The following is a 26287-nucleotide window of genomic DNA, read 5'->3' on the forward strand; positions in this document are numbered from 1 at the left end:
ATAATCTTTTCTATCTATCTTACTAGCTTAGAAGTTCTTTTACAAATCCGCGAATACTATTGAGCGCTTCCTGCTTTTTATCTTCGTTGCTTAACTCTTGTTCCAGATCCATGATTCTTTTTACTAGCGCACTGCCCACAATGACACCATCTGCTTTTTTCTGCAAATCTTGTACCTGAGTAGAAGTAGAAACTCCAAATCCTACCGCAATAGGAACAGTGCTAGTAGCCCGTACTTGCTGTAAAAATGAATCTAAATTAGAAGCGAATTCACTTCTTACCCCTGTTGTTCCCAAGGATGAAACACAATAAACAAACCCCTTTGCGGTTGAAGTAATTTTTGCAACTCTTTCTTCCGATGTGGGAGCTACTAATGGCACCAATGATATACCAACTTTTTCCAATTCTATCCGGAGCGCATCGCTTTCTTCATAAGGGAGATCTGGCACGATAAATCCAGTAAAACCTGATTTTGCCGCTTCTTCTGCCACTTGCTTCAAACCATAGGATAAGAGTGGATTGTAGTAAGAAAATAAAACAAGTGGTACATCATTTCCTTGATCTCTAACAGACTGAGCAATGGAAAAAACATCTGCAAGGGAAACTCCTTTTTCCAAAGCTTTTTCCGCAGCTAATTGAATAATTGGGCCATCTGCTACTGGATCAGAAAAAGGAACACCTAATTCAATTGCAGCAACTCCTTCTGAAGCAAGGAGATGAATGAATTCAATCGTGACTTCACGAGTTGGATACCCCGCAACTATATAAGGAATGAGGTTGGTAATGTTTGTTTGAAATGCGTTCGCTAATGTACTCACTGGATCTCCCCCTTGAAATATTCTCGAATTGTCCCCATATCTTTGTCCCCGCGTCCAGACAAACAGACCAGAATTTTTTCTGCAACACTTCCATTGGAAGCCAAACGAATTGCTTCAGAAAGAGCGTGAGCTGATTCAATCGCAGGGATGATCCCTTCTAATTCGCATAATATTTTGACCGCTTCCATAGCTTGTTCATCTGTGACAGCTGTATATCTCACCCTGCCAACCTCTTTTAAATAGGCATGTTCAGGTCCAACTCCAGGATAATCTAATCCAGCTGAGATTGAATGAGCAGGGATAATTTGGCCATTTTCATCATGTAAGATATAGCTATAAGACCCATGTAAAACTCCTGGTCTTCCCAAACTTAGACTCGCTGCATGTTCCTCTGTGTCTAATCCTTTTCCCGCTGCTTCGACACCATGAATCTTCACAGCCAAATCATCCACAAAAGCAGTAAACATTCCAATAGCGTTACTACCTCCACCAACACATGCTATTACATCTGTTGGCAAACTCCCTGTCTGCTCCAACATTTGTGCACGAGCTTCATCCCCGATTACCCGTTGAAAGTATTTAACCATTTGTGGATATGGGTGTGGTCCTACAGCAGAACCAATTAAGTAAAAAGAATCTTCCACTGCTGCAACCCATGCACGCATCGCCTCATTAGTCGCGTCTTTCAATGTGCGAGAACCTGATGTCACAGGAATTACTTCTGCACCTAACAGCTCCATACGAAAAACGTTCTGCGCTTGACGTCGGACATCCTCTTCTCCCATATACACCTTACACTCCATACCTAGTAATGCCGCGATGGTAGCAGATGCAACTCCATGTTGTCCTGCTCCTGTTTCTGCTATTAACTTTCGTTTCCCCATTCTTTTTGCAAGAAGTGCTTGCCCGATGGTATTATTAATTTTGTGTGCACCAGTGTGATTTAAATCTTCTCTTTTTAAATATATTTCCGCTCCACCTGCATACTCCGTTAACCTTTTGGCAAATGTCAATGGTGTTGGCCTTCCTGAGTAATTTCTCAGTAAATCTCTTAACTCTGTTTCGAATGTAGGATCATCTAAGGCAGCTTCAAAACCTTTTTCCAACTCCAAAACGGCATTCATCAATGTTTCCGGCACAAACCGACCACCAAATGACCCAAATCTACTTTCTAACTTTGCCATGTCTGTCCATCCTCTCTATAATCTCAATCATTTTTTGGTTGTTTTTTTGTCCATCTATTTCAATTCCTGACGAGAGGTCTATTCCATCTATTTCATAGTTATGGTATAGATCTGCTATATTTGTTTCGTTTAAACCACCAGCAATCCATAACGATACACTATTTTGATCGGCAATTGCTTTTGCACTGGGAATACGACTCCAATCAATCGGTACTCCTGCTCCACCTGCCGCATGGTCCAATAAGATAATATCGATATAACTTTTAAAGAAAGAAATTTCCTCTATTTTACTTTCCGGGAACACTTTGATGATTGGAATATCCCATCTTTGTTTGATCTGCTGGCAAAATGAGGGAGACTCTTGACCATGAAGCTGTATCATCGTTAATCCAATCGCAATAGCTTCGCTGACTTCGACTAAGCTTGGATTTTGAAACACACCTACTGTTTGGATATGTTTAGGGATATGGGGGAGTATCTCTGCTACTTGCTCCAAAGATACCGTCCGTTTTCGATTGGGAACAAGTATAAAACCAATTGCTTGGATCGGAAGTGTTGCCGCAAATTTTGCATCTTCTATTGTTCGAAAGCCGCAATATTTTATCGAAATTGGATTAATGTTGGTCACCTGCCATCTTCAATTCCTCTATCGCTTTAGCAGGATCAGATTGTCGCATGAGGTATTCTCCAACTAAAACACCATTTATCTTTGCAGCTGCTAAAGTTTTCGCATCTTCTATAGAAAGAATTCCACTTTCACCAATGATAGGGAGTGTGTCCGGAAGCAGAGGACGAAGTCTTGCAGTCGTTTTTAAATCTACTTCTAACGATGTGAGGTTTCGGTTGTTAATCCCAATCACATCCGCACCAACATTCAAAGCTGTTTCTATTTCCGATTCCTCATGAATCTCAACTAAAACTTCCATACCCAACTGATGAGCTAAATTTGCTAGCTTCTCACACTCTTCCTTCTGTAGAAATGCAACGATGAGTAAAATAACATCCGCACCAAGAAATTTACTTTCTAGCACTTGCAATGGATGCAAAATAAAATCTTTTCGTAATACTGGTATTGTTGTTGCAGATTGTACTTTTGTCAAGAACTCAGGTTTTCCATGAAAGTATTCCGTTTCCGTTAATACTGATATAACATTTGCTCCGCCACTTTCATATTTTAATGCTTGTTCCACTGGATTCACATCAGCTGCAATAACTCCTTTTGACGGAGATGCTGGTTTTACTTCTGCAATAACTGCAAAAGGAGATGAACTTATCGATGCGCGAAAAGCACGCCCTTTTGGCATAGAGGTTGCTATGTCCCAATCGTTTATCGTGTATTTGTTCTCCAGAATAGCTATCTCTTTTTGTTTAATGGCTGTCATCTTTTCAAGAAACATTTGATTTCACCTCTTGGGAGCTTTGGGCTACTTCCTGCAATTTTTGTAGTGCCAAACCAGAATCTATCACATCTGCTGCCATTTTCATACCAGCTTGCAAGCTATCTGTTTTACCACCTACATAAAGCACTGCAGCTGCATTCAATTCTACAATAGATCGTTTCGCACTTTTCTTCCCTTGTAAAATATCTAAAATAATTGCTGCATTTTCTTTTGGTGTTCCGCCTTCTAACTCATCCATGGAACAAGGTACCATTCCCAAATCTTCAGGGGAAATGATATAGGTATCTACTTTTCCATTTCTCAGTTCACTAATTTGGGTCGGCGCAGTTAATGTAATTTCATCAAGACCATCCAAACCTGCGACAACTAGCGCATGTTTCGTACCAAGAGCTTGCAAAACTTGTGCCATTTTCTCCGTATATTTGGTAGAAAATACTCCCATTAATTGACGTTGAACTCCTGCAGGACTAGCCAATGGTCCGAGCAAATTAAAGCAAGTCCGAATTCCTAATGCCTTTCGTGTAGGCATCACATGTTTCATTGCTGGGTGATATTGAGGAGCAAACATAAAACATATACCTGTTTTTTGTAATTGTTCACTTGCTTCTTCAGGAGACAATTCCAGTGAGATACCTAACTCTTCTAGCACATCGACACTGCCACTTTTGCTAGATACTGCACGGTTGCCGTGTTTGGCAATCGAAACACCAGCTGCTCCAGCAACAAATGTAGTTGCTGTGGAAATATTAAACGTTTTTCCACCATCTCCACCTGTACCGCAAGTGTCTACACTATCAACTATTACATGGGGAAGTGGAGTCGCATACGCCCTCATTCCTTCTACTAGACCAATAAGCTCCTCAACAGTTTCTCCTTTTATTCGTAAAGCGGTGAGAAGAGAAGCTATTTGAGCATCGTTTAATGAACCGCTCATCATCTGTTCCATGAGGAAAAATGTATCTTTTTGGGTCAAGTTTTTTCCTTCTAATAATTGATTGAGTAAAGTTAAAAACATATTGCTGTCTCCCCCTTACGATGCATATATTTTCGCCGCTTTTGCTAACTGAATCGCTAGTAGCATTGCACTAGCTTTATGCTGTGTTTCCTCGTATTCTTTATCTGGGTTAGAATCATAAACAACGCCTGCTCCAGCCTGTACATATGCCTTGTTATCTCGAAAATAAATCGTACGAATAGCAATACAAGTATCTATATTACCTGCAAAGTCAAAATATCCTACAGCACCTGCATATATTCCACGTGCTTCCGGTTCTAACTCCGCAATGATCTCCATTGCTCTTATCTTAGGGGAGCCTGAAACTGTCCCAGCTGGAAAACAAGCACGAAAAGCATCAAGTGGAGTTTTCTGTGGGGAAAGTTCTCCGGTTACTTGTGATACGATGTGCATGACATGTGAATAACGTTCTATGTGCTTATAAGCTGTTACTTGAACGGAACCATACGTGGAAACACGCCCAACATCATTTCTCCCTAAATCTACTAACATCACATGCTCTGCATTTTCTTTGGGATCAGCCAACAATTCTTTCGCGAGTTCCTCATCTCGTATCGCATCTTGACTTCTTGGACGAGAACCCGCTATCGGTCTTACTTCTATTATACGATTTTGCACTCTCACCAATATCTCAGGCGATGTTCCCACAATTTTTTCTTCCCCTAATTGTAAGTAGTACATATAAGGGGAGGGATTTAAATACCGTAAAATCCGATATACCATCATCGGATCAGGCGTACCCTCCACTGTATATTTTTGTGATGGCACTACTTGAAAAATATCTCCTGCACGAATATAGTCCTTTGCTTTCTCTACTGCTTTGCAGAAAGTTTCCCGTGTAAAATTAGAAGTGACATTGCTAAAATCGACTTCCTCACGGACTAAAGTTGGTAATGGATCAATCTTTGGTTGCGATTGTTGCAATTGATCTTTCCATTTATCTAGTGCGTCTACTACTTTTTCGTAGTCGGTGACCTCACCATTGTGAGTCACCACATGCATGACCAGATACAGAACCTGCTCCTGATGATCAAATACAATCAGTCGATCATAAAACGCCAAATGTGTATCATATGCTTTTGTTTTTCCAGCAGGATTGGTGAGTGGTGAATTTGTTTCAAAAGCTTGAATCAATTCATAACTAAAATATCCTACAGCCCCTCCAAGAAATGGAGGATACCCATCGTACTGTGGAGATGTGCTCTCTTCTAATAATTTATTTAAAAATGGCAGGGGGTCATCAGCTGGAAATACCTTTATCTTATCCGCTGATGTCACAGTGAGCATACTATCTTTTCCAGTTAGTGTTTGATATGGATGCGACCCCATAAAGGAATAACGCGAGAACTTTTGATCCCCTTCTACACTCTCCAAAAGAAAAGAATACTCATCCTTTTCGAGTGCATGAAACAATTGAATAGGTGTGACGGTGTCTATTTGGATTTTTTTGCATATAGGGATATGAGAATATTGCTTTGCATACTGAAGTACTTCCGTTTTGGTTGGATAGATCAAATGGACTTTCCCTCCTATAATGTTAGGAGAGATAAGGATATAGAGGGAAAAATAGATAGTAAAAAGCCAAAGCGGGGATGCTTTGGCTGGGTTTTTTATCATATGACAACTCAGCTCAACTCCGCTAACTATATCCTAATCTCTACTCTACTCATCTGCTAACTCATACTTTTCATAACTAACTTCTACTCTAAACGAGGACAATCTTCTCTGTCAATGTTAATTTTAATCTTTCAAATCAGGGCGTAATTTTGCTGCTTCATGTAAAAAAACATGATGAATCCCATCTGCTGATTGATCTGTGTTAACTAATAACATCATACGAATACAAAGTGGCAACCCACCTGGAACATCCACTTCTGCTGCTCCCATCAATGGCACCAGAGACCATCCTTCGATTGCACGGACAGCTGCTGCTGGAAAAGTAGCATTTAAATCTGGGGTACTTGTAATCAAAATACTTGCCACATCATCAGCCCGTAATTGGTTTCGTTCGATAATGGTTAGGGATAGTTCTTTTGTTGCTGCTAAAATCTCTTCTTTATTATTACTACTTACTGTTGTAGCTCCACGAATTCCTCGCACCACTGAATTACCCACCTCGTTTTAGCTTTTGTAATACTTCTCTTATCTTTGCTTCTGAAATCCCATTTACAACCTGTGTCTTTCCTACTTCTTCACTTAAAACGAAAGTGTAGTTCCCTAGTTTTGCCTTTTTATCTCGTTTCATCACTTGCAATAATGCTTCATCAGACCAGTTATTTTCAATCCTAGTTGGCAATGAAAACTTCCGCAGCAATGTTTCTGTATCTTGGATCAAGCTTGAAGGTGCATCTAATACATCCACACTCAACATCGCAGCTCCTACCATACCGATGGAAATTGCTTCTCCATGTGTATAAAACTGATACTCTGAAACAGATTCCAATGCATGTCCGATCGTATGACCATAATTTAAGATTGCTCGGATACCATTTTCTCGTTCATCATCGGAAACAACACTAATCTTCACTTTACATCCTTGATAGATAGCTTCTTCTAAAATAGGAAGATCTCGCTGCATTAATGCCTTATTATTTCCCTCTAACCATGCAACAAATTGTTTATCCCAAATAAATGCATGCTTTACAACTTCTGCAAAACCGGATACTAATTCTCTTTCAGGTAGAGAAGCTAAAAATTTCACATCAAACAAAACAAACAATGGTTGGTGAAAAGCACCCATATAATTTTTCCCAAGTTTATGATTAATTCCAACTTTTCCACCAATACTACTATCGTGTGCTAATAAAGTAGTTGGAATTTGCACAAATGGTATACCTCTCATGAAACTAGCAGCAAAAAAACCTGCTAAATCACCTACTACTCCACCGCCAAGAGCAAGAACAACACTTGATCGATCTAAACCTGCTTTTATAGCATCAGAATACAATTGATCGAGCGTTTCCAATGATTTGCTCTTTTCACCAGCTGGTATGACGGCTATATGGACATCATAGCCAGCCGCTTGTAAAGATCCTAAAATACCATTTGCATAAAGGGGATAAACATGACTATCTGTCACAAGGAACAGCTTTTGTTTTGTCTGGACTTCGTGTCGTAACAGCAAAATAGGTAATTGAGTTAATAAATCTATCCCTACAAAAACCGAATAGGGGCGGGATTTCGTCTGAACACGTAATTCTCTCATCTTAAAACCTCTTTGTTCTTTCCCGGTAAGCATTTACCTGTTCCACTAATTCATCTATCGTATCCGCTGGAAATTTTTCTAGTAACGCTTGTGCAACTTCCCATGCAACTACATTTTCTGCTACAACGCTTGCAGCTGGCACCGCACAACTGTCGGAACGTTCGATACTTGCTGCAAACGGTTCCTTTGTATCGATATCTACACTCATCAAAGGTTTGTATAAAGTTGGGATTGGTTTCATCACACCACGGACGATGAGGGGTTGTCCTGTTGTCATCCCACCCTCAAATCCACCTAAGCGGTTGGTAGCACGTCCAAATCCTTCTTCTTCTGACCAAATAATCTCATCATGCACTTCTGAACCAGGGCGTTTAGCCGCTTCAAAACCAATGCCAAACTCCACGCCTTTAAACGCATTGATACTAACGATCGCTTGAGCAATGCGTGCATCTAACTTACGGTCCCAATGCACAAAACTTCCTAGTCCTATTGGTACACCTTCTACTATCACTTCTACTACCCCGCCCAACGAGTCTCCTTCCTTTTTCGCACGGTCAATAAGGTCTTTCATCGGCTGCTCTGCATTTGGATCAACACAGCGCACAGTAGATTGCTCAGAACGCTGAACCAATTCGTCTAATGTTAATTCCACTCGCTCTGCTTCCACTTCCCCTATTCGTAGTACATGTCCACCGATGTGAATACCACAAAGAGCTAGGATTTGTTTTGCTACTGCACCAACTGCTACACGGGATGCAGTCTCTCTCGCACTAGAACGTTCCAATACATCTCGCATATCGTGATGATTATATTTAATCGCACCATTTAAATCTGCATGACCTGGACGTGGCCGAGAAATTCGTCGTTTTCCTGCTTCTTCTGGTTCCGCTTGTGGATGCATAATTTTTTGCCAATGAGTCCAATCTTTGTTTTCAATAACCAGTGTCACTGGAGCTCCTGTTGTCTTACCAAAGCGAACACCAGATAGCATCTGTGCTTGATCCGTTTCGATTTGCATGCGTCGACCGCGACCATGTCCTAATTGTCTTCTATGTAATTCGTAATCCAATTTTTCTTTTGATAATGGTAATTGGCTTGGTAAGCCTTCTATAATAATTGTTAATTGCGGTCCATGTGATTCTCCCGCTGTTAAATACCTCATCTTAAACTCTCCTCATCTAATACATTTACAAAATCGTTATCTGTAAGTGTAACAAAAAAAAGCCCATTTGGGCTATAGAAGAATAAAAAACAGCTACACAAACCCATTATAGAACTTTTAATCTGAATTATTCTACTGAATTATTCTTTTGTCTAGTTATGATTCATTTTTAAATCCTTGTGACATGTGAAAAATGATCTTCATTGTTTCCTCTAGTGATAATTTGTGATTAGGCATATTTGCAGCCCAGAGAACAGATTCATTCAGAGCACCTGATAGACAATGAGTCATCGCGTCAATAGACACGCGTTTCAGATGTCCTTGTTGTAACATCATTTGAAGTTGTTCACGAAGGAGCCTCATAGAGTTTTTCTCATCCAAATCACGCCAAGTATCCCATCCCAAGACTGCGGGGCCATCTATGAGTAAAATTTGCTTATTTTGAGGTTCAACCGCAGCTAATACAAATGCTTGACATCCAAGTAGTAATTGTTCCCAAACATCATCACTCTTCGCAGATTCTATTTCAACTCGCTTTGCAATCTCTTTCTGAATCGATTCTAACACGCAATAAAAGAGACCTTTTTTATTTTTAAAATGATGATAGATACTACCCCGAGTTAAGTTTCCTTCTTTTGCAATCTTGTCCAATGATGAGTCAGCATAACCGTAATCAGTAAAGTGAATCCTAGCAATTTTTATAATTGTTTGTATGGTATGACTCGTATCTTCTTTATTTCTTCTCATTGTCGAATCCTTTTCTTTCCTTTTAAACTATTTAAATAAATGCTGATGTATAGGTGATGCTCATATCTTCACTATGCAAGATGTACTTTTCTACTTTGACCATATGTCTTCCGCATATTGAGCGCTTTCGGCTTCTGATGGAGGAATGACTTTAATGATATCAATCAGTATACCATTAGGATCTGATGTAATAAAATGACGCTGCCCAAAGTCTTCATCCCGAATATCTTGTTCTAGTGGGAGATTTCCCTTCTTGATAAGCCTATTATACTCTGCATCTACATCATCCACTTCAAAATTAAGTATCAACCCTCTCACCATCGCCCTAAATGCCTGAGGAATGGTGGAATGTGACTTGTCCAGTATTGCGAGCTCATATGAATGATCACCACTAACTAATTTCAGACTGACATACCAATCTGATTCATATACCGTTTCAAAACCAAAATAAGTAGTATAAAACTTTGCGCTGCGTTCAACCTTTTCTGTAATGATTACAGGATAAAAACTATTAACAATCATGTTTTGACATCTCCTTTCAGTTTATTTTAACATACATACAGTACGTATGTAAATACGATCGAATATGAAAAAAATGAATTCTGAATAATTACTTGGGATTTAAATTCTCCACATCTGTCTCTTCTATATCTACCTCTCCATAGTAAGATTCATTAGATTCGCACATATACTAATAAATCCTTTCCATAACAAAGAAATTAGAAAAACTCAATAAATTTCGGATTTTAGATTATTTTTCCTTTGCATTCACTTATTATTTGGTTGTATTTTTTATTTTTATACTTTGTTTGTGAAGCAAACTTGTTTACAATAATATTTGCATTACTATTTTTCATTTTTTTGATAGCATGGGTAATGGTTTTCTAGTTTTCATTTGAAAGATAGGAAAGGATGTCACCAATGAGGGGCTTTAATCACCTTACCTTGCGGATAAAAAATTTAGAGATTAGCATCGCTTTTTATTGTGATTTACTTGGGATGACTCTTGTTCATCAAGGAAAAAAAGACGCTTACTTACAATGGGGAGAAGCTTGGATATGTTTACTAGAAAGAGACAATAAACCCCCTCTGGAAGATCACTATGGAATGGATCATGTTGCTTTTTCCATCAATGAAAACGAATTTCATTTACTTAAAGAAAAAATAGTCAAACATCAAATTTCATTTGAACGAGAACCAGTGTATCGAGGAGGAGGGCTCTCCTTTCAATTTCGAGATCCAGATGGGATTTTATTAGAATATTTTACAGGAACCCTCAAGAAAAGAATGAAGACCTGGAAATAAGTTTATGAATATATTGACCTTCACACCATGTGATGCTTTATCATGAGAACCAACAATAAGAAGAGGTGAGAAGCATGCAGATTAGCGAATTAGCCCAAAAAACAGGGGTGAGTCTTCGTTCGCTGCGTTATTACGAAGAAAAAAACCTTCTAAACCCAATTCGTTTGGAAAATGGATATCGCCAATACAGGGAAATTGACATCAAGCAGATACAGCTCATTCAACTTTATTTGAGTATGGGTTTAAGTACAACAGAGATCGCTGATTTATTTAATTGCACTGCCCATGGAGAGCGAAAAGAAGCCTGTATACAAAATGGAATTAAAGTAGGTGAGCAAAAGATATCGGAAATAAGAGATCAAATCGAGGTGTTACGCAATGCCGAAGCTCAGCTTATAGAAGTTGTTGCAGACCTTAAAAGTAAATCAGCAGACAAGGAGAACCTTTAAGAATGAATAATAAAATCGCGCTTGTAACAGGGGCAAACCGTGGAATAGGAAAAGAAATTAGCCGTCAATTAGCAAAAAAAAGCTATCATGTGCTGATTGGCTGCCGGAATAAAGAAAAAGGACAGCTTACAGTGGAAGAAATGCACAATGCTGGTTTCGAGGTTGATTTACAAATCGTAGATGTAAGTGATCAAAATAGCATCAAAGAGATGATTCGTGAAATAAAAGATAAATATGGACGTTTGGATGTACTTGTAAATAATGCAGGGATTATTTTAGATCGAGGTATCTCTATCTTAGAAGTGGAAGAAAAGGTAATGAAAGAAACTTTTGAAACGAATTTTTTTGCTGCTTTAACGCTGATACAGGCTGTGATCCCATTGATGAAACAGAGCGAATATGGAAGAATAGTCAATCTTTCATCGGGTCTGGGAGCTTTTGAGATAATGAGTGGAGATGGGCCCATCCAAATAGACGGATCAAGTTCTGCTTATCGGATCTCGAAAACGATGCTCAATGCTTTAACTTGTTTAACTGCTCAAGAAGTTGCAGAACCAAACATCAAAATCAATGCTGTTTGCCCTGGTAGAGTTCAAACGGATATGGGAGGTGCTGATGCACCTAGTAAAGTCGAAGAAGGCGCAGATACTGCGGTTTGGTTAGCAACGCTTGATGAAAATGGTCCAAATGGTGGTTATTTCCGTGATCGTAAGCCCATTGCTTGGTAAAATAACAGTAGAAAGATAACCAGACTCTAGTGAGGATCTACTAAATTATTTTTCCAATATTTATCCATTGTTTACACAAAAATCTCAATCTAAAACAGTCGATTCCTAAATATTAAGAATAGACTGTTTTATTTTATGGTTCAAAAGAATGTAATGAGTTGATTATTTCTTTTGAGTAGCATATAGGAAACGACAATAACCGATCTCAGCAGCATTCTTCATAAGTTCAATGTTTAACCATGCACAAAGCTCATGAAAAGGCTTATCGGTGAATGGCCACTTCGTTCGTTCGCTTGAAAAAAGATCATCCACTGACAACTTACCTACTCGAACAACCCATTCGTCACGTAAATGATAAATTTTGTCTCTTGTTTCTTTCAAACTACCAAAACATTTAACATCTTTATGAGTTAATGTTGCATTTCCAAAAGAGTAATCAAGAACCATGGACCACCAAAATGTGACATGCCAAGTTAACCAAGCAATACTCGCAGGTCCAATATCATATGACTCTGATTCTGGCCAATCGGCTTGGCAAACACCTGATTCATTAAAAATATGAAGTCCCTCAGAAGCTGGTCGCCAGAGATATTCCTCGTCTTGCAAATCAGCTAGATGAATTTCAAGCAATTTCCATGATATTTCAAACTGGAAATTCAGTATATTTCGGATACTGTTTGTTTCTTTTTCCATACGATGATCAATCATAACCACTTCTCTCCAATGGGATAACCCTCAAGATAAATAAACATATAATCATGTTGCTTATCAAACAACTAACATAATATCAAAATGTTTGTTTATATACAATATTTTCTGCATAGCAAAATAAAATTTATTATAATAAAATCATACTTTTTGCAATGACTTTTCATCCAAAGGGGCTATATAAATGGCGATTAAAAAACTAGAACATGTTGGCATCATGGTAGCTGATCTTGAGAAATCGATAGGTTTCTACCGTGATGCCATAGGAATGGAATTGCGTGGTACACTTGTTCATACCAATCCAAGTATTATCTTAGCTTTCCTCTCCTTTCCAAACTCATCTCAGACAGAAGTAGAATTAATCCATGGTTACCAAAGCAATCTTCCAAAAGAAGGCGTTGTACATCATCTTGCTTTTACTGTGGATCATATGGAAACGGAAATCGAACGCCTCAAACAATTAGATGTAACGTTTCAGGATAAAGAAATAACGATTCTCCCTAATGGAGCAAAATATATTTTTTTCTACGGGCCTGATAATGAATCGATCGAGCTTTTTGAACCTGCAACATAAAAAAGAATTTTTGAAGCCTCTTCAAATACTACATAGAAGAAAGAACACCTGAGAATAAGTATCGACTCAAGTGTTCTTTCCATTTAAGAAGTTGCTCTTCTTAACATGAAATAGGAAACTAGGATAAAAAAGATCGTTAACAAACCGATGCCCCAACTAAGCTGAAATGCAGAATAAGCAATGACTTTTGTGAAAATAATTTGCCACCAGTGGAAGTAAGTAATAATCGCAGAAATCAGACTTCCCGCAACTAAGGAAACAATAAGAAGAATCATCATTCCATATCTGCCGAATCTCCGATGAACACTCGAAATAGAAAATCCAAGATAGTAAAGATGGAACATTAAACTGAAAATGACACAAGCTTGTATAACGACATTCCCATCATTTAGATAAGGTAAATGAAAAAAATATAATTCATTTCCCCATGCATTAGTTAAATTATTTTCTACATAAGAAAGCAACGCTAATAGCACAGTAGTGCTAAAACTAACAAAGGCAACCATCAAAAATGTTCCAAAAAAATAGTCTTTTCTTCGAAAACTAAAACCGATGGCAAAGGAAAAAGTGTTTCTTAAGGTCAATAACCCAGTAATCAGCATAAACAAGTAGACACTAGCTACTCCCCCTGTATAGATCGGTACATCACTTAACACTGCAATGATTAGGTTGATAAAAAAACTAGAGAATAAAACAATCAATGGCATGTATAGCCAAATCGAGTTATAACGCAAATGCATTCTTGTTACGTTCCACGCATGATTCATTGTCCCTTTACCACCTTTTCTCTAGATTTAGTTGTCAGATCCACTACGAACTTCTGTAACGAAATAGGAACATACTCTAGTCCTAGTGACTCTGCTTGTTTCTTATTGTTCTCTTCTTTTTTTCCTAACAGAGTAACGGTAACAAGTGATCCTATCTTTTCAACATGTATAACCTCTTTACCTTTCATATAAGTTTCCACCACCTCACTAGACCCCGACACAGAATAAATCCGACTCCTCAATGATTCTGCATCTTCATAAAAAAGTAACTCTCCTCTTTCAATGATGAGAACATGTTCTAATAATTGGCTTACTTCATCAATTAAGTGTGTAGACAATATAACCGTTCGTGGATATTCCGCATAATCTTCAATAAGACGATCATAAAAAATACCTCTTGCCACTGCATCCAAACCTAAATATGGTTCATCGAAAATCGTAAGTGGTGCACGACTGGCTAGTCCAACTACAATTCCAACCGAAGAGAGCATACCTCTAGATAATTCTTTTATTCTTCTATTCAACGGAAGTTGGAAATCTTGCGTGAGTTGGTTGGCAAGTCCATCATTCCAATTTGGATATATGGATTTTGCTGTTGCAAATACATCTGATATTTGAAAATACTCTGGATATGCTTGACTTTCTTTAATAAAACAAATTTGTTGTAACACTCTGGTATTTTCGTATGGTTCTTCTCCAAAAACTTTTACATCACCACACGTCGGGAATAATTGAGCTGTAATCATGTGCATAAGTGTTGTTTTTCCAGCACCATTTCTACCCAATAATCCATAAATCTTGTTTTCCTTTAGTGTGAAGCTCATTTGATAGATCGAAGTAACATCCTTGTAAGCTTTCGTCAATCCATTTATTTCTAATATTTGCCCCATCGAAACTATCCCCTCTCTTGAATCATTTCTGTCAATTGTTCTATCGTGATGCCTAATTTCTTTGCTTCCTGAATCATTGTGACAACATATTGTTCATAAAAAAGCTCCCGCCTCTTTTGTTTCACGATTTCTTGTGCACCTTCCGTTACAAACATGCCTATCCCTCTCTTTTTGTATAAAATCCCTTGATCTACTAGCTGGTTCACACCTTTTGCAGCAGTAGCTGGATTGATTCGATAAAAAGATGCAAATTGATTGGTAGAAGGAACTTGCGATTCTTCCATTAATCTCCCTTCTAATATGTCATCTTCTATCTTTTCAGCGATTTGCACAAAAATAGGACGGCCATCCTCTGGCAACTGTGCCATAACTCCACCACCAATTTGGTTGACTACTTATGTAACTAACCATATAAGATTATCGTCTGGATGTCAATCATTTATCAGAAAAATATGCCCTAAAATATTTTTAAAGTAATATTTATCCATTCAAAATAAAAAAACCGCCTAACGACGGAATTTTTGCTATCTATTCATAAATTGTCTTAATTCATCTACGAGACGCTCTGGTGCTTTATACATAGCCATGTGCCCAACTTCTGATATGTTTCCCATTTGTTATAAAGGCACGTTTCGAGAGGACAACACCATCTTCGCCGCCAGCTAGTATGAGAACTGGGACATTGGATTTCTCCAACACAGACACTCGATCGGGTCGATTTCTCATCGATTCAAGTGCAGCAAGTGCCCCGTTTATAGAAGTTTTATGTCCTATTTCTCTTGCAATCTGTTCGTATTCTGCTAAATTTGCAGGTGCAAATAACTTTGGAATCAAATTATTGACAAAATCATGTAACCCTTCTTCCCGAATCTTTTCCATAGCAGCAACTCTGCCTGCTTTGGCTTCCTCCGTATCAGGGAGAGCAGTGGAATGGATTAATGCAAAACGATCTAATAAATCAGCATATTTTTCTGTAAAAGCCATTAGAATGTATCCACCCAGTGAATGACCAATCAACGAAACGTTCTCTAGTTGCAATTGTTTTAGAAAGCTTGCGATTTCATCTGCATAATCTTCTATCGTAGTTGTCTGATCTGATAGGGAAGATTCTCCATGTCCAGGTAAATCAATTGCGATCACACGATATTGCTTGGCAAGGGGGCTACTACATGATCCCAACTAGGAAACCATGTACCAACACAACTGGTTTTCCTTGACCTTCGTCAACATAAAAAATAGTGGTTCCACTATTTGTTTTTATTGTTGCAAAACGAAAAAAACACGCTATTCTTTCTTTAGGATTATTTTGTTATTAACTAGATAGTGAATCCAGATAGGAAAAATGTAAAATCTTAGATCTCAATACTGTTGGGACAAATGAATCTATAAATCCTCTTTTCTATACTTGATTTTATATTTTTTCAATATTTCTTTTAGTAAATTCATTCTCAACATTACCAGTGTTTACAGTTGTATTTGGTTCAACAAGCATTAAATATACTTCTTCTTCAGCAATAGGAAGGTGTTCAACACCTTTGGGAATAACTACCATTTCTCCTTCCTCCAAAAGGATATCTTTATCCCTTAATTTTATTAACAATTTCCCTTTGACCACAAAGAAAAGTTCATCCTCTTGTTCATGACTATGCCAAACAAACTCACCTTTTAACTTGGCAATCTTAATTTGGGTATTATTAACTTCGCCAATTAATCTTTGACTAAAAAACTCTTGAATCGTAGCAAACTTTTCTAATAGATTCACTTTTTCAACCATTTTTATCACTCCCTTTATAAAAATAATAAACCAAATTTTTAAGGTAGGTCAATTCGTAAGAGACTAATTGAAAATATTCCCTTCTTAGCTTGATGGGCATGGGGATAACCCCCATAGCCATCAAGTTAATAACAAAATAATCCCTCAAAACAAAAACACCTATTCTTTCTTTAGGAACGGAAAGAAAGGATGGCGTGTTTTCTGTGAATGTATCCACCAAATAAGAACTTCATTTGTTTTCACAGGTATTGCAAAAATATCTTTCTCCTACAGAAGTCGAACAGTTGGACAATAGCTACCCAATTTGTTAGACGAAGAAGCAAATGTCGGGGACAAGATCTGGTGACCTTATGTGTTTGGTTGAGTCACAACCTAGCAAGTTCTTCTCTGACTCAGTTATGCAGTGAGTTGGAACCTGCGACAGGATTTAGCATGAGTGCAGAAGGATTAAATCAGCGTTTGAACGAACAGCAGTGTCTTTTCTTCGACAACTATTTGCACAATTACTGAAAGCAGAACTAAGTTCGTCTTGTGCCTTCCCAACCAAATATCAAGATGTTTTCACACGGATTCGCATCCTCGATTCGACCTCCTTTCAGTTACCAGATTCCTTGGCCGAGCATTACCCAGGTTCAGGAGAAAGTAGTCATGCGGCTGGGGTAAAAATTCTATTGGAATATGACTTACATAGTGGACAATTTTTGAATGTAGATATGGGAGCCAGGAAAGGAGATGATAGGCTCTTTAACCCCGTTTGTTTCCCCACTGGGACTTGTGCATACGAGATTTGGGCTACTTTTCGCTGGATAACTTAAAGCTGATCGATCAACAGAAAGCCTTTTATCTATCTCGTTTGCCACTCAAAAACCGAATCTATCAAAAGAATCCAGCACCCGAATTCCTTCGAAATGGAGCAATCAAGAAAAAACAGAGTACCCCATTTGTTAAGTGGTGCAGATCATCTTGTGATAACCCTCCGTAGCACACAGTCATTAACCAAACGGCCATAAAATTTAGAGAGATTTCTTCCTCTACAAAGTTAGTAATTAATACTGATATGATCTTGCCCGATTACTTTGTTTTTTTCTGTGTTATTCAGTATGTATAGATATTCTGGCTTTACATTAGGAGTGGGTGTGGAGCATGTACTTTCATTTACGGTATGGATATAACATTCCAATTCGGGAAGATCCTTTATAATGCTTACGAACAATTCTCTTCCCCATCTGTTTTGATCTTTTAAAGCTAGTTGAACAGCTAACGAACTCCATTGGAAACTTTTAACACCTTCCCTTTTTAGATCCAGAATGTCCTCTTTTCCAATACTGCCGCCATTTTTTAACTTTGCATATGCACTCAGTAAAGTAATCATGCTCGATATACACCTTGTCCAATTCTCACTGAGTTAGGTAAATCCATGAGTTGAGTAGAGATTCTGTCAGATACTTGTTAATTTCCGTATGTAAATGAACATTATTCAATCTTTCAAATTGAATATCAAGGGTTTTTCTTTCTTTTGCTATTGGTTGATTGCTGTAATCATGAGCAAAGTAGAACCAACCTTCCCATTGCTCGTCTTCGATTAAAAAACACAAGAGTCTAGAAGAGAGAAATGTCATGCAATACAATACCTATTTCCTCAAAGGATTCCCTCTTTACTAAATTTTCAGAAAATCCATTTGGTTCGACTTTTCCACCTGGAAAGTTCCAAAAACCATGTGTTTCTTTTAAAAGTAAGAACCTGTCATTCTGTTTAATCAGCACTCTAGAAAATTTCCTCATTATCAATCACACCTTCTTGAATTAATTGCATTTTGATCTGTAAAGCTTGGGATTCAGGTGAAGATAGTGTTTGTTTTAAATCGAATGTGTTTGATCCCTTTTTCTTTGGATAGCTGTTCAGCAGCTTCAATGAAGTATTCTTTGGTGTGGAAGTTTTTTAGAAACTCTGAATGGTTATCTAATTTTCTACTCCTAATACTCAGTAGTTTCAGCCAATCATTATACTCGATATCAATAGAGATAATACAGTCTGCATCAGGTAACATGTCCCAATCAGATTTAGCAATTTGGGATGCTAAATGGAAATAAGGATCTTCAGGATGTATTAACCACTCCATTCTCTTTTTAAACGTAGCAGACACGGAGGAAATCTTAAAGCAATTTTCTAAAAACAGCTCCCATCCTACCTGCAAAGCTTTACAGGAGTTGGGGAAAGTAGTAAAAACCATCTTTTTATAGAATACCTCCATGTGGAAGAAGTGCGTATAGAGAACATGTCTTTGGAATGAAACCCCAAAATCAATTCAAGTGGAAGCATTATCAATCTGAAATCATTTTACTGACCGCCATTCAGGAACTCCAAGAAAAAAGTTGCCGCGAAGCATGTTGTCGAGTTATTTCTCCCACTTCTAAATATCTTTGTTCCCTACCGTTTCCTGTCTCTTGAATCAGTTGCAAATAGTCAATAAGGATACAAGACAATCCCTCTAATAACTACTCTAATAGGGGGTCGTCTTTGACGCCTGGCTCCCTACTTCACGAGTTACCCCAATATAACAAAAAATATCCACTACATATCCTTTTTGAGATTCGTTCATTTCCATTATCTGGTCAAATTGAGCCTTATGACACGGATGCTGGTTCTAGGCCTGATTATGGAAGAGTGGGAAAATATTCAGCGCATCATGTTATCCCTTGTCTTCAAAACCACTACACAAAGCATCATCGTCAGAAAGTTGGGTTCTTATGCTCGTAAAAACAAGACCAAAAGTGCTCTCTGGGAGTATGACAACATCATCAAGAATCTATATTTTTTGAATTATATCGAATCTCCGCCCTTACGACGCAATGTACAAAAGACATTAAATCGGGCGAAAGTTATCATCATTATGCAAAGCAGTCTCCCATGCCAATTTTGGTAAACTTCGTTTCAAAACAGAACAAGGCAGATATGGGGAGAATGCAGTCATCTAATAAGCCAATTGCATTATTTATTACAATGTCAGTATTTTGTCCAACATACTGACTTACAGGGAAGAGAATGGACAAGACTCCGATATGTTGAAACGAATTTCTCCCGTTGTATGGCAGAATATCAATCTCTATGGCCGTTATGAGTTTAATACCAGCAAAGAGTGATTCATATGGATGAGATCATTCAAAAATTAGCTCAGTCGAAAACGATACTAGAAACGGTAACCGACATCTCATCTGAATGACATTAAGGGATTAAGTTCCTCTCTAAACTTATTGGTTCAAGAGGAACTTAATCCTTAATATACCTTTCCGGGGGATATGCAAATTTACCCAATTAGATCTCCGATACTCCCTCGATAAAATAAAGTGTACGAAACGCTTACAACAGGAGAGGGATGGGATGCGTGGTTTACTCAAGGCACCACCAAGCTAAGAGAGTGGAAAGTTAGAAGTCCATCATTTGCATGCCAAGGGTGTAGCGTCCTTTGTATTTTTCAACAACAGACGCAAAAAACAAAATCAAGCGTTTTTTTATTTTTCATATTGATTAATGCAACTGTCTCAAAATAAACTATTGTTACCTATCTCTAACTTTTTAGAAATTGATTTTAAGTCATCAAGAGATATACTTTCTTTATCATTGATAAAATCCAATATTTCCATGATCTTTTGTTCAACTTCTGTATTAGAGTCTATCTTGCCACTTGTATTTCTGATATCAGAAAGTGCTCTATTTCATGTTAATTGAATGGAGGATTTATCTGTATGGTTAATTTCTTTCTTATGTGGAAATCCAATAAAATAAATTCCTGAATAATCTCTTGATATTTCGTTCGACATACTGTACATCTTCCCTCTCAGCTGCAGTAATCTCCACTAACTTGTCCACTAAATTATGTTTGATTTGCCTTTTGTGATAAACAAGTACCATAGTAATTTTAGATAAGCAACTCTGTCCCTTATTTCATCAACTTATGCATCGTTGTCAAAAGCTCGTCGATAACTTCTTGATCTCCTTCTTGAAAACGTTCTATCACGCAACTTTTCATATGATGTTCCAACAGCAATTTCCCTACACTATTTAAAGAGGATTGAATAGAAGCTATCTGGTTTAATACATCATCGCAATACGTATCTTTTTCAATGAGCCCCTTTACTCCTCTTACCTGCCCTTCTATTCTGTTTAGCCGATTCATTAAATTTTTCTTTATTTTTTCGGAATGATGGCTTTTTCTTACTTGATGAACAGAACAACTTTCCTTCTCTATTTGTTGCTTTTCCATGAAAATTCCCGCCTTTCCATGCGAAACCATTCACTCGTTTTCAAAAGAATCACTTACCACTACTCTTAATTTCTCCATAGAAACCCGCTTTACAAACTTAGAAAACTTCTCTTTCTTTTTTCCATTTTCTTGGTAGTGACGAATCAAACCTGTAATGATAGGAATCAATTGTCTTTCCATAATCCCAGAAATCAACTGCTGACCTAGTGCTGCTTTTAACCCTTTGGGTTCACCACCAAGATAGATATCAAATGTATTTCTCATTTTTACAACGCCAATATCTTTTAATAATGGCTCGCTTGTCCCTAGTGCACATCCTGCATACCCAATCTTTAGCGGGCTTGGAGTTGGATGACCTGCAATGGTGGCATCCAATGCTTTGGCGATATCCAAACCAGCTTCTTCTGCACCTCTACAAAAATTACAGGCAATCAAGTTCTTTGAATAGAAACCAGCAGGTTGGATCTTTAAGCCAGTTCTTTGTAATTTTTCTTGTACTTCTTCTATTCGCTTATCGTCCATCACTACATACAGCTGACCAAAATTGGTCATTTCGATATTTGCATCTTCCCCCACAATGGAACCAAGTTCAGCTAATTGCTTTGGTGTAAACAAGAAACCGCCCACTTCAAAACCAGGTGTAACTGCAAATTTTGTCAAAGCCATTCCCCATACTCCCTTGATTCACATAGTATCTATGAGACTTTTACAACAAAAGGAACGGTTAGCACTTTGCCATCGTGCTTAAATTGTCCCCATATTTTGTAAGTTCCGTTCTTTGGAAATGTTGTCATAAATTTCGCATCCGGCCCTGTTGCTTTTTCTTCTATCGGATGAACATGCAAGTAGTCTTTTGCATCTTCTGTCAAAATCACGACGTGTCCAACAGCACCTAAATATGGTTGAAGATTGGTGATAGGTTTCTTGGTTTGATCGTTTTTGATGGTAAAATTCAACACTGCTTCTTTTCCTGCTTGTAAATGGTCGATCGACAGTGAAATCTCTTTACCCTCTACTGACTTGGTTAATGAACTATCGACTTGGATCGGTACTGGAGAAGCAGATTCACCTTCTACATTCACCCATTTACTTTTTGTAGTACTACTTCCACCTGTAGGTACAAAATCGGAAAACAATTTATATTCTCCACCTGATGGAAATTGTGTCTTGATTTCAAAAAGTCCTTTCCCTTTGAACTCTGGATGAATATGGCTGAAATAACGGAGATCCTTACTTACTACAATCAAATGTAATTTTTTCTCATGCGTGATATCAAATTTCTCGATCGGTTTTCCAGTTTGATCCTGAATTTGAATTTGAATCGTAGTATCTTTTTTCGCTTCCGCTTTTCCCTCTTTAAAGGAATAGGTAACTTTGGTTAAATCCTCTTTTTGGTGCTTGGTATTATGGTTGCTGTGCTCTGCATTTTGATTCTGATTGTGATTGCTGTGCGAATTTGTATTGGTACTACATGCAGTTAATAGAGCAGCGCTAACAAGTAAAATTCCAATGGTATGTTTCATCATAAAACCTCTCTTTATATTGAATGGAATCGATCCCTCTTCTCTCCATATCAGACAACTTCGTATCCTTGATCTTCAATCACTTCTTTGATCTGGTCCAAAGACAATTTATTTTCATCATATTCTACAGATACAGTGCCATTAGCTAAGTCAACTTCTCCTTTGGAGCCAATCTCTTTTAAGGCTCCTTCTATAGAAATCACACAGTGATTACAGCTCATACCTTCAACTGTCAACTTTACATATGACATCATTTAACCCTCCTTTATCATTTATTTATTTTTTGACTTGATTTAATCTCTCATTCTTAAATAGAATACCCCCCTAATCTATTCTAGTCAAGTTCGATTTCAAGGGGGGTAAACAATGAACTCTGAAGGTCCCTCCATTTACCATAAATCAACTCTCGATTTTGGATGAAATCGCCTCATAGTTATTCGAAAAACCAATAAAAGCTTGATCATCAATCAAAATCGTAGGTACAACCTGCTTCCCAGCAAGGTTATATACCTCCTGGGGGTAATCGGGATTTGTAGTACAATCTTTTTCCAAGAAAGAAGATCCATTTTCTTGAAAGTATCGCTTTGCTTCATGACAATCTGGACAAGTAGGGATCGTATAGACCACAATATTTTTTTGTTTCATCAACTTTTTTCCTCCTAGTGTTTCACTCGTTGTAAACGTAAGGCATTTAATACGACTGAAACAGAACTAAGAGCCATTGCTGCTCCAGCTAACCAAGGTGCAAGAAAACCAAAAGCAGCAATTGGAATTCCTATTACGTTATAAGCCAATGCCCAAAATAAGTTTTGTTTGATGTTACGCATCGTTTTTCTGCTCATGAAGATAGCGTCAGCAATACTAGATAGATCTCCACGCATCAAGGTGACATCAGCTGCTTCCATAGCTACATCTGTTCCTGTCCCTATCGCCATCCCAATATCAGCTGTTGCTAAAGCAGGTGCGTCATTGATCCCATCGCCAACCATTGCTACTTTCTTACCGCTTGCTTGCAGTTTTTTCACTTCAGCAGCTTTTCCTTCTGGCAATACTTCTGCTAAAATCCGGTCTACTCCCACTTCTTGACCAATTGCGTGTGCGGTCCGTTCGTTATCTCCTGTAATCATTACCACTTCTAATCCAAGTTCTTTCAGGCGTCGAATCGCTTCATGAGAAGTGTCTTTTACTGTATCTGCAACAGCGACTAATCCTGCATATAGTCCATCAATCCCTACTAACATAACCGTTTTTCCTGCTTCTTCGAGTTTAGCCATAACAGGTTCACTATCATTTCCTATTATGTTGTGTTTGGACATCAGCCTTCGAGTACCTATCAATAGTTTTTTCTGCCCTACTAAAGCACGAATACCATAACCTGGAATTGCTTCAAATTCTTCGGATTCAGGTATCGAAATTCCTTTTTCTTTAACCTCTTCTACTATTGCTTCAGCTAATGGGTGTTCCGAATTTTTTTCAGCTGCACCGATTAGTGTCAAGAAATCACGTTCCTTGATTCCATCAGCTATCACTACATCTGTTAATACAGGTTTTCCATTCGTTATCGTTCCTGTTTTATCCAACACTACTATATTGATTTGATGGGTGGACTCTAGGTGTTCTCCACCTTTAAACAAAACACCCCATTCGGCTGCTCGTCCAGATCCCGCCATGATCGACGTCGGAGTTGCTAGTCCTAATGCACAAGGGCAGGCGATGACTAAAACGGCAATTGCTTTTTCTAATGCACCCGCAAACTGCCCAGGATCAACTGCAAAATACCAAATCAAAAAGGTAACAAATGCAATCCCTACAACAATGGGAACAAAAACTCCTGAAATTTGATCTGCTACCCGTTGAATGGGAGCCTTAGATCCTTGTGCCTCTTCTACCACTTGAATAATCTGTGCAAGTGCTGTTTCTTTTCCTACTTTTGTTGCTTCTATAAGGAGTCGGCCATTTTTATTCATGGTTGCCCCAATCACTGAATTGCCTATCTGCTTCTCAACCGGTAAACTCTCTCCTGTCAGCATGGACTCATCGACAGCGGATGTTCCTTCTATCACCTCACCATCTACAGGAATCTTTTCACCTGGTCTGACTATCAAAACATCACCAGCCACTACTTCTTCAATCGGAACTGCTACTTCTTGTCCTTCTCGAATCAACAGAGCTGTTTTGGCTTGTAATCCCATTAACTTTTTTATTGCTTCCGATGAGTGTCCCTTAGCCCGTGCTTCAAATAATTTCCCAAGGATAATAAGTGTTATCAAAACAGAGCTTGTTTCAAAATATAAATTGACTTGATGTTGACCTCCATGACTACCAATGCTCGTAAAACTCAAATACAAACTATAAAAGTAAGCTGCAGATGTACCAAGAGCAACTAACACATCCATATTTGCACTTTTATTTCGTAGTGCTTTGTATGCCCCTATATAAAATGGACCGCCGATCCAAAATTGGACTGGAGTTGCTAACGCAAGCTGGAACCAGGGATTCATAAAGATTTCCGGAACCCAGATAAACGTTGTAAAAGAAAAGTGACTGACCATTGCCCAAACAAGTGGCAAAGATAACAAGGCGGAAATATAAAACTTTCGCTGTTGTTTTCTGATTACTTTTTGTCGATGATCCACATCACCAGAAGCTGCTTCCTTTGTTTGCGCACCATAACCCAGCTTTTCTACTTTTTGAATCATATCTTTTGTCGTAACTCTACCTGGAGAATACTCTATTCGCGCTGTTTCTAAGGCAAAGTTTACCGTTGCTTTTGAAACACCAGGTAGTTTATTTAAACCTTTTTCAATTCGATTCGCGCAAGCTGCACAAGTCATACCCATCAGTTTTAATTCTGCTATTTCTTTCACGGTACCGTATCCGAGGGAGGAAACTTTTGCTTCTAGTTCTCCTGCATTAGTTAGTTTCTCATCATAGGAAACAGTAGCTGTTTCTAACGCAAAATTAACATTGGCATCTGACACACCTTGAATTTTCTTCAAACCTTTTTCAATTCGATTTGCACAGGCTGCACAAGTCATACCTGTGATTTTCATCTTTTGCTGTGTGATCATGGGTGGAACTCCTTCCTTTTCATACCCTATGGGGGTATATTAGAGGTTAAAATTTTTTATCTCTAATGAATTATTCTTTTTGAAGTCCTCATTTTTATCTCAACTGCTCTAATTTTATTCCCTAGGTTATACCGTCATGTTTTTCTAGTTTGATTATAAGCTTCTCAAGAATCATAGCACAATGTAAGTAAATCCATTTGTTAACTTTTTATATCATTGTTACCTCCGTTGTTGGATGTTATAAACCTGATAGACAATGATTTGTGGTTGTTGCTCTTTCTAATAAAAAACATACCATACCCCCCAACCCTATGTAAAGCCCTTTTTTATTTTTTTAAAACAAAAGCTTTACCAATAAACATGTTACCGGAATCCTATCTTTTTTTGAAAATCAGGAGTCGAGAAAAGAATGTTAATCCCTTATATGAGATATCCACACTCTTGATTTTTATCTAATTAGAAATAAAACGAGGAGGATTAAAACCTTCATCTGCACGTTGTAGGAATATTGACTTTGGTGGGCAAAAAAGTAAACTTCCTATATTTGAAATATTTATAAGTAAATACACAACATTCTTAATATAAATTACTTGTTTTAAAGACTACAAAGAATCTGTTACAGTTAAAAAATGATGAGTATGCGTAACAATTTCCACAAGGGAGAAAAAAGTGATTTTGGTAAAATCCATCCAAGACTTGAGAACCA

Annotated in this window: 33 protein-coding genes and 2 pseudogenes; 8 read left to right on the forward strand and 27 right to left on the reverse strand. The window is 37.9% G+C overall.

From position 1 onward, the window contains the following. Positions 1-22: 22 nt before the first annotated feature. From trpA to GSM42_RS02325, 11 genes are all read right to left on the reverse strand, one after another. A complete protein-coding gene (gene trpA, locus GSM42_RS02275) occupies positions 23-817 on the reverse strand; it encodes a tryptophan synthase subunit alpha (RefSeq protein ID WP_160799602.1) in 795 nt (264 codons plus the stop codon). Beyond that, positions 814-2001 (reverse strand): tryptophan synthase subunit beta, encoded by a 1188-nt coding sequence (trpB, locus tag GSM42_RS02280; RefSeq protein WP_160799603.1) that lies wholly within the window; start codon positions 1999-2001, stop codon positions 814-816. Before trpB ends, trpA begins: the two co-directional genes overlap by 4 nt. Then, a complete protein-coding gene (locus GSM42_RS02285; RefSeq protein ID WP_160799604.1) occupies positions 1982-2629 on the reverse strand; it encodes a phosphoribosylanthranilate isomerase in 648 nt (215 codons plus the stop codon). Before GSM42_RS02285 ends, trpB begins: the two co-directional genes overlap by 20 nt. Beyond that, complete coding sequence (trpC, locus tag GSM42_RS02290) at positions 2616-3398, reverse strand: indole-3-glycerol phosphate synthase TrpC (protein WP_160799605.1); 783 nt, start codon at positions 3396-3398, stop codon at positions 2616-2618. Before trpC ends, GSM42_RS02285 begins: the two co-directional genes overlap by 14 nt. After that, a complete protein-coding gene (gene trpD, locus GSM42_RS02295; RefSeq protein ID WP_160799606.1) occupies positions 3388-4416 on the reverse strand; it encodes an anthranilate phosphoribosyltransferase in 1029 nt (342 codons plus the stop codon). The genes trpC and trpD overlap by 11 nt, the downstream gene beginning before the upstream one ends. A gap of 15 nt (positions 4417-4431) precedes the next feature. Further along, the gene (gene trpE, locus GSM42_RS02300) at positions 4432-5931 is read right to left on the reverse strand and encodes an anthranilate synthase component I (protein WP_237446427.1); all 1500 of its coding nucleotides are present in this window, start codon (positions 5929-5931) and stop codon (positions 4432-4434) included. A gap of 225 nt (positions 5932-6156) precedes the next feature. Continuing rightward, positions 6157-6519: a chorismate mutase gene (aroH, locus tag GSM42_RS02305; protein WP_338055205.1), complete on the reverse strand. Its 363-nt coding sequence runs from the start codon at positions 6517-6519 to the stop codon at positions 6157-6159. Between the two features lie 4 nt (positions 6520-6523). Next, positions 6524-7621 carry a 3-dehydroquinate synthase gene (aroB, locus tag GSM42_RS02310; protein ID WP_237446428.1) on the reverse strand — a complete coding sequence of 366 codons (1098 nt, stop codon included), beginning with the start codon at positions 7619-7621 and terminating at the stop codon, positions 6524-6526. Between the two features lies 1 nt (position 7622). Next, the gene (gene aroC, locus GSM42_RS02315) at positions 7623-8783 is read right to left on the reverse strand and encodes a chorismate synthase (protein WP_160799609.1); all 1161 of its coding nucleotides are present in this window, start codon (positions 8781-8783) and stop codon (positions 7623-7625) included. A gap of 156 nt (positions 8784-8939) precedes the next feature. Continuing rightward, a complete protein-coding gene (locus GSM42_RS02320; RefSeq protein ID WP_160799610.1) occupies positions 8940-9530 on the reverse strand; it encodes a TetR/AcrR family transcriptional regulator in 591 nt (196 codons plus the stop codon). 90 nt (positions 9531-9620) lie between these two features. Next, positions 9621-10052, reverse strand: coding sequence for a VOC family protein (locus tag GSM42_RS02325; protein ID WP_160799611.1), 432 nt, complete (start codon positions 10050-10052; stop codon positions 9621-9623). Positions 10053-10451: 399 nt separating this feature from the next. On the opposite strand from GSM42_RS02325, the gene GSM42_RS02330 reads away from it, so the two are divergent. From GSM42_RS02330 to GSM42_RS02340, 3 genes are all read left to right on the forward strand, one after another. Further along, complete coding sequence (locus GSM42_RS02330; protein WP_160799612.1) at positions 10452-10835, forward strand: VOC family protein; 384 nt, start codon at positions 10452-10454, stop codon at positions 10833-10835. 74 nt (positions 10836-10909) lie between these two features. Beyond that, entirely contained in the window at positions 10910-11284 is a 375-nt protein-coding gene (locus tag GSM42_RS02335; RefSeq protein WP_160799613.1) for a MerR family transcriptional regulator, read from the forward strand. Positions 11285-11286: 2 nt separating this feature from the next. After that, positions 11287-12012, forward strand: coding sequence for an SDR family oxidoreductase (locus GSM42_RS02340; protein WP_160799614.1), 726 nt, complete (start codon positions 11287-11289; stop codon positions 12010-12012). 162 nt (positions 12013-12174) lie between these two features. Here GSM42_RS02340 and GSM42_RS02345 read toward each other — a convergent pair whose 3' ends face one another. Beyond that, positions 12175-12720: a DinB family protein gene (locus GSM42_RS02345; RefSeq protein WP_237446429.1), complete on the reverse strand. Its 546-nt coding sequence runs from the start codon at positions 12718-12720 to the stop codon at positions 12175-12177. A 184-nt stretch (positions 12721-12904) separates the two neighbouring features. Between GSM42_RS02345 and GSM42_RS02350 the strand changes: the two genes are divergently transcribed. Then, positions 12905-13294 carry a VOC family protein gene (locus GSM42_RS02350; RefSeq protein WP_160799615.1) on the forward strand — a complete coding sequence of 130 codons (390 nt, stop codon included), beginning with the start codon at positions 12905-12907 and terminating at the stop codon, positions 13292-13294. A gap of 83 nt (positions 13295-13377) precedes the next feature. On the opposite strand, the gene GSM42_RS02355 is transcribed toward GSM42_RS02350, so the two are convergent. The 6 genes from GSM42_RS02355 to GSM42_RS02380 all read right to left on the reverse strand — a co-directional run bounded on the left by GSM42_RS02355 (position 13378) and on the right by GSM42_RS02380 (position 16942). Next, positions 13378-14061 carry a hypothetical protein gene (locus tag GSM42_RS02355; protein WP_160799616.1) on the reverse strand — a complete coding sequence of 228 codons (684 nt, stop codon included), beginning with the start codon at positions 14059-14061 and terminating at the stop codon, positions 13378-13380. After that, positions 14058-14951 (reverse strand): ABC transporter ATP-binding protein, encoded by an 894-nt coding sequence (locus tag GSM42_RS02360; RefSeq protein ID WP_160799617.1) that lies wholly within the window; start codon positions 14949-14951, stop codon positions 14058-14060. Before GSM42_RS02360 ends, GSM42_RS02355 begins: the two co-directional genes overlap by 4 nt. Positions 14952-14956: 5 nt before the next feature. Beyond that, entirely contained in the window at positions 14957-15319 is a 363-nt protein-coding gene (locus tag GSM42_RS02365) for a GntR family transcriptional regulator (RefSeq protein WP_160799618.1), read from the reverse strand. A 205-nt stretch (positions 15320-15524) separates the two neighbouring features. After that, positions 15525-16130 carry an alpha/beta fold hydrolase gene (locus GSM42_RS02370; RefSeq protein WP_160799619.1) on the reverse strand — a complete coding sequence of 202 codons (606 nt, stop codon included), beginning with the start codon at positions 16128-16130 and terminating at the stop codon, positions 15525-15527. Between the two features lie 232 nt (positions 16131-16362). After that, a complete protein-coding gene (locus GSM42_RS02375) occupies positions 16363-16725 on the reverse strand; it encodes a cupin domain-containing protein (RefSeq protein ID WP_160799620.1) in 363 nt (120 codons plus the stop codon). After that, entirely contained in the window at positions 16718-16942 is a 225-nt protein-coding gene (locus GSM42_RS02380; protein ID WP_160799621.1) for a hypothetical protein, read from the reverse strand. Before GSM42_RS02380 ends, GSM42_RS02375 begins: the two co-directional genes overlap by 8 nt. A gap of 256 nt (positions 16943-17198) precedes the next feature. Between GSM42_RS02380 and GSM42_RS02385 the strand changes: the two genes are divergently transcribed. Together GSM42_RS02385 and GSM42_RS21270 are read left to right on the forward strand one after the other, a co-directional pair. Next, complete coding sequence (locus GSM42_RS02385; RefSeq protein ID WP_160799622.1) at positions 17199-17540, forward strand: transposase; 342 nt, start codon at positions 17199-17201, stop codon at positions 17538-17540. Next, positions 17513-17707, forward strand: a complete 195-nt coding sequence (locus GSM42_RS21270; RefSeq protein WP_160799623.1) for a hypothetical protein — start codon at positions 17513-17515, stop codon at positions 17705-17707. Before GSM42_RS02385 ends, GSM42_RS21270 begins: the two co-directional genes overlap by 28 nt. Positions 17708-17764: 57 nt before the next feature. On the opposite strand, the gene GSM42_RS02395 is transcribed toward GSM42_RS21270, so the two are convergent. From GSM42_RS02395 to GSM42_RS02405, 3 genes are all read right to left on the reverse strand, one after another. Further along, entirely contained in the window at positions 17765-18097 is a 333-nt protein-coding gene (locus GSM42_RS02395; RefSeq protein WP_160799624.1) for a hypothetical protein, read from the reverse strand. A 227-nt stretch (positions 18098-18324) separates the two neighbouring features. Further along, the gene (locus tag GSM42_RS21275; protein ID WP_160799625.1) at positions 18325-18507 is read right to left on the reverse strand and encodes an NUDIX hydrolase; all 183 of its coding nucleotides are present in this window, start codon (positions 18505-18507) and stop codon (positions 18325-18327) included. 53 nt (positions 18508-18560) lie between these two features. Continuing rightward, positions 18561-18845, reverse strand: a complete 285-nt coding sequence (locus GSM42_RS02405) for a hypothetical protein (RefSeq protein ID WP_160799626.1) — start codon at positions 18843-18845, stop codon at positions 18561-18563. A 1-nt stretch (position 18846) separates the two neighbouring features. Between GSM42_RS02405 and GSM42_RS21280 the strand changes: the two are divergent. Together GSM42_RS21280 and GSM42_RS02420 are read left to right on the forward strand one after the other, a co-directional pair. Then, positions 18847-18998: pseudogene (locus GSM42_RS21280) on the forward strand (Tn3 family transposase); the annotation flags it as partial. Positions 18999-19343: 345 nt separating this feature from the next. Next, positions 19344-19946, forward strand: a pseudogene (locus GSM42_RS02420) (Tn3 family transposase). 717 nt (positions 19947-20663) lie between these two features. Here GSM42_RS02420 and GSM42_RS02425 read toward each other — a convergent pair. From GSM42_RS02425 to GSM42_RS02450, 6 genes are all read right to left on the reverse strand, one after another. Further along, positions 20664-20987, reverse strand: a complete 324-nt coding sequence (locus tag GSM42_RS02425) for a metal-sensitive transcriptional regulator (protein ID WP_160799628.1) — start codon at positions 20985-20987, stop codon at positions 20664-20666. A gap of 30 nt (positions 20988-21017) precedes the next feature. Further along, positions 21018-21653, reverse strand: a complete 636-nt coding sequence (locus tag GSM42_RS02430; protein WP_160799629.1) for a nitrite reductase — start codon at positions 21651-21653, stop codon at positions 21018-21020. Positions 21654-21682: 29 nt separating this feature from the next. Continuing rightward, positions 21683-22513: a hypothetical protein gene (locus tag GSM42_RS02435; RefSeq protein ID WP_160799630.1), complete on the reverse strand. Its 831-nt coding sequence runs from the start codon at positions 22511-22513 to the stop codon at positions 21683-21685. 47 nt (positions 22514-22560) lie between these two features. Next, on the reverse strand, positions 22561-22761 hold the full coding sequence (locus GSM42_RS02440; RefSeq protein ID WP_160799724.1) for a copper ion binding protein: 201 nt from the start codon (positions 22759-22761) through the stop codon (positions 22561-22563). 148 nt (positions 22762-22909) lie between these two features. Further along, a complete protein-coding gene (locus GSM42_RS02445; RefSeq protein WP_160799631.1) occupies positions 22910-23155 on the reverse strand; it encodes a glutaredoxin family protein in 246 nt (81 codons plus the stop codon). A 14-nt stretch (positions 23156-23169) separates the two neighbouring features. Beyond that, the gene (locus GSM42_RS02450; RefSeq protein ID WP_202404722.1) at positions 23170-25581 is read right to left on the reverse strand and encodes a heavy metal translocating P-type ATPase; all 2412 of its coding nucleotides are present in this window, start codon (positions 25579-25581) and stop codon (positions 23170-23172) included. Positions 25582-26287: the final 706 nt, after the last annotated feature.

This window comes from Shimazuella alba (assembly GCF_009831235.1).
GTDB lineage: Bacteria > Bacillota > Bacilli > Thermoactinomycetales > Thermoactinomycetaceae > Shimazuella > Shimazuella alba.

What these genes read in the sequence shown, in the direction of transcription:
- GSM42_RS02435 (WP_160799630.1), bottom strand. Translation starts at nt 22,513, where the DNA reads ATGATGAAACATACCATTGGAATTTTACTTGTTAGCGCTGCTCTATTA.
- GSM42_RS02440 (WP_160799724.1), bottom strand. Translation starts at nt 22,761, where the DNA reads ATGTCATATGTAAAGTTGACAGTTGAAGGTATGAGCTGTAATCACTGT.
- GSM42_RS21275 (WP_160799625.1), bottom strand. Translation starts at nt 18,507, where the DNA reads ATGAGGAAATTTTCTAGAGTGCTGATTAAACAGAATGACAGGTTCTTA.
- GSM42_RS02425 (WP_160799628.1), bottom strand. Translation starts at nt 20,987, where the DNA reads ATGGAAAAGCAACAAATAGAGAAGGAAAGTTGTTCTGTTCATCAAGTA.
- GSM42_RS02335 (WP_160799613.1), top strand. Translation starts at nt 10,910, where the DNA reads ATGCAGATTAGCGAATTAGCCCAAAAAACAGGGGTGAGTCTTCGTTCG.
- GSM42_RS02365 (WP_160799618.1), bottom strand. Translation starts at nt 15,319, where the DNA reads ATGGCACAGTTGCCAGAGGATGGCCGTCCTATTTTTGTGCAAATCGCT.
- GSM42_RS02340 (WP_160799614.1), top strand. Translation starts at nt 11,287, where the DNA reads ATGAATAATAAAATCGCGCTTGTAACAGGGGCAAACCGTGGAATAGGA.
- GSM42_RS02330 (WP_160799612.1), top strand. Translation starts at nt 10,452, where the DNA reads ATGAGGGGCTTTAATCACCTTACCTTGCGGATAAAAAATTTAGAGATT.
- GSM42_RS02320 (WP_160799610.1), bottom strand. Translation starts at nt 9,530, where the DNA reads ATGAGAAGAAATAAAGAAGATACGAGTCATACCATACAAACAATTATA.
- GSM42_RS02355 (WP_160799616.1), bottom strand. Translation starts at nt 14,061, where the DNA reads ATGAATCATGCGTGGAACGTAACAAGAATGCATTTGCGTTATAACTCG.
- trpB (WP_160799603.1), bottom strand. Translation starts at nt 2,001, where the DNA reads ATGGCAAAGTTAGAAAGTAGATTTGGGTCATTTGGTGGTCGGTTTGTG.
- GSM42_RS02375 (WP_160799620.1), bottom strand. Translation starts at nt 16,725, where the DNA reads ATGGTTGAAAAAGTGAATCTATTAGAAAAGTTTGCTACGATTCAAGAG.
- aroC (WP_160799609.1), bottom strand. Translation starts at nt 8,783, where the DNA reads ATGAGGTATTTAACAGCGGGAGAATCACATGGACCGCAATTAACAATT.
- GSM42_RS02345 (WP_237446429.1), bottom strand. Translation starts at nt 12,720, where the DNA reads ATGATTGATCATCGTATGGAAAAAGAAACAAACAGTATCCGAAATATA.
- GSM42_RS02395 (WP_160799624.1), bottom strand. Translation starts at nt 18,097, where the DNA reads ATGATTACTTTACTGAGTGCATATGCAAAGTTAAAAAATGGCGGCAGT.
- trpD (WP_160799606.1), bottom strand. Translation starts at nt 4,416, where the DNA reads ATGTTTTTAACTTTACTCAATCAATTATTAGAAGGAAAAAACTTGACC.
- GSM42_RS02450 (WP_202404722.1), bottom strand. Translation starts at nt 25,581, where the DNA reads ATGATCACACAGCAAAAGATGAAAATCACAGGTATGACTTGTGCAGCC.
- GSM42_RS02360 (WP_160799617.1), bottom strand. Translation starts at nt 14,951, where the DNA reads ATGGGGCAAATATTAGAAATAAATGGATTGACGAAAGCTTACAAGGAT.
- GSM42_RS02325 (WP_160799611.1), bottom strand. Translation starts at nt 10,052, where the DNA reads ATGATTGTTAATAGTTTTTATCCTGTAATCATTACAGAAAAGGTTGAA.
- trpC (WP_160799605.1), bottom strand. Translation starts at nt 3,398, where the DNA reads ATGTTTCTTGAAAAGATGACAGCCATTAAACAAAAAGAGATAGCTATT.
- GSM42_RS02445 (WP_160799631.1), bottom strand. Translation starts at nt 23,155, where the DNA reads ATGAAACAAAAAAATATTGTGGTCTATACGATCCCTACTTGTCCAGAT.
- aroB (WP_237446428.1), bottom strand. Translation starts at nt 7,621, where the DNA reads ATGAGAGAATTACGTGTTCAGACGAAATCCCGCCCCTATTCGGTTTTT.
- GSM42_RS02350 (WP_160799615.1), top strand. Translation starts at nt 12,905, where the DNA reads ATGGCGATTAAAAAACTAGAACATGTTGGCATCATGGTAGCTGATCTT.
- GSM42_RS02430 (WP_160799629.1), bottom strand. Translation starts at nt 21,653, where the DNA reads ATGGCTTTGACAAAATTTGCAGTTACACCTGGTTTTGAAGTGGGCGGT.
- GSM42_RS02405 (WP_160799626.1), bottom strand. Translation starts at nt 18,845, where the DNA reads ATGGAGTGGTTAATACATCCTGAAGATCCTTATTTCCATTTAGCATCC.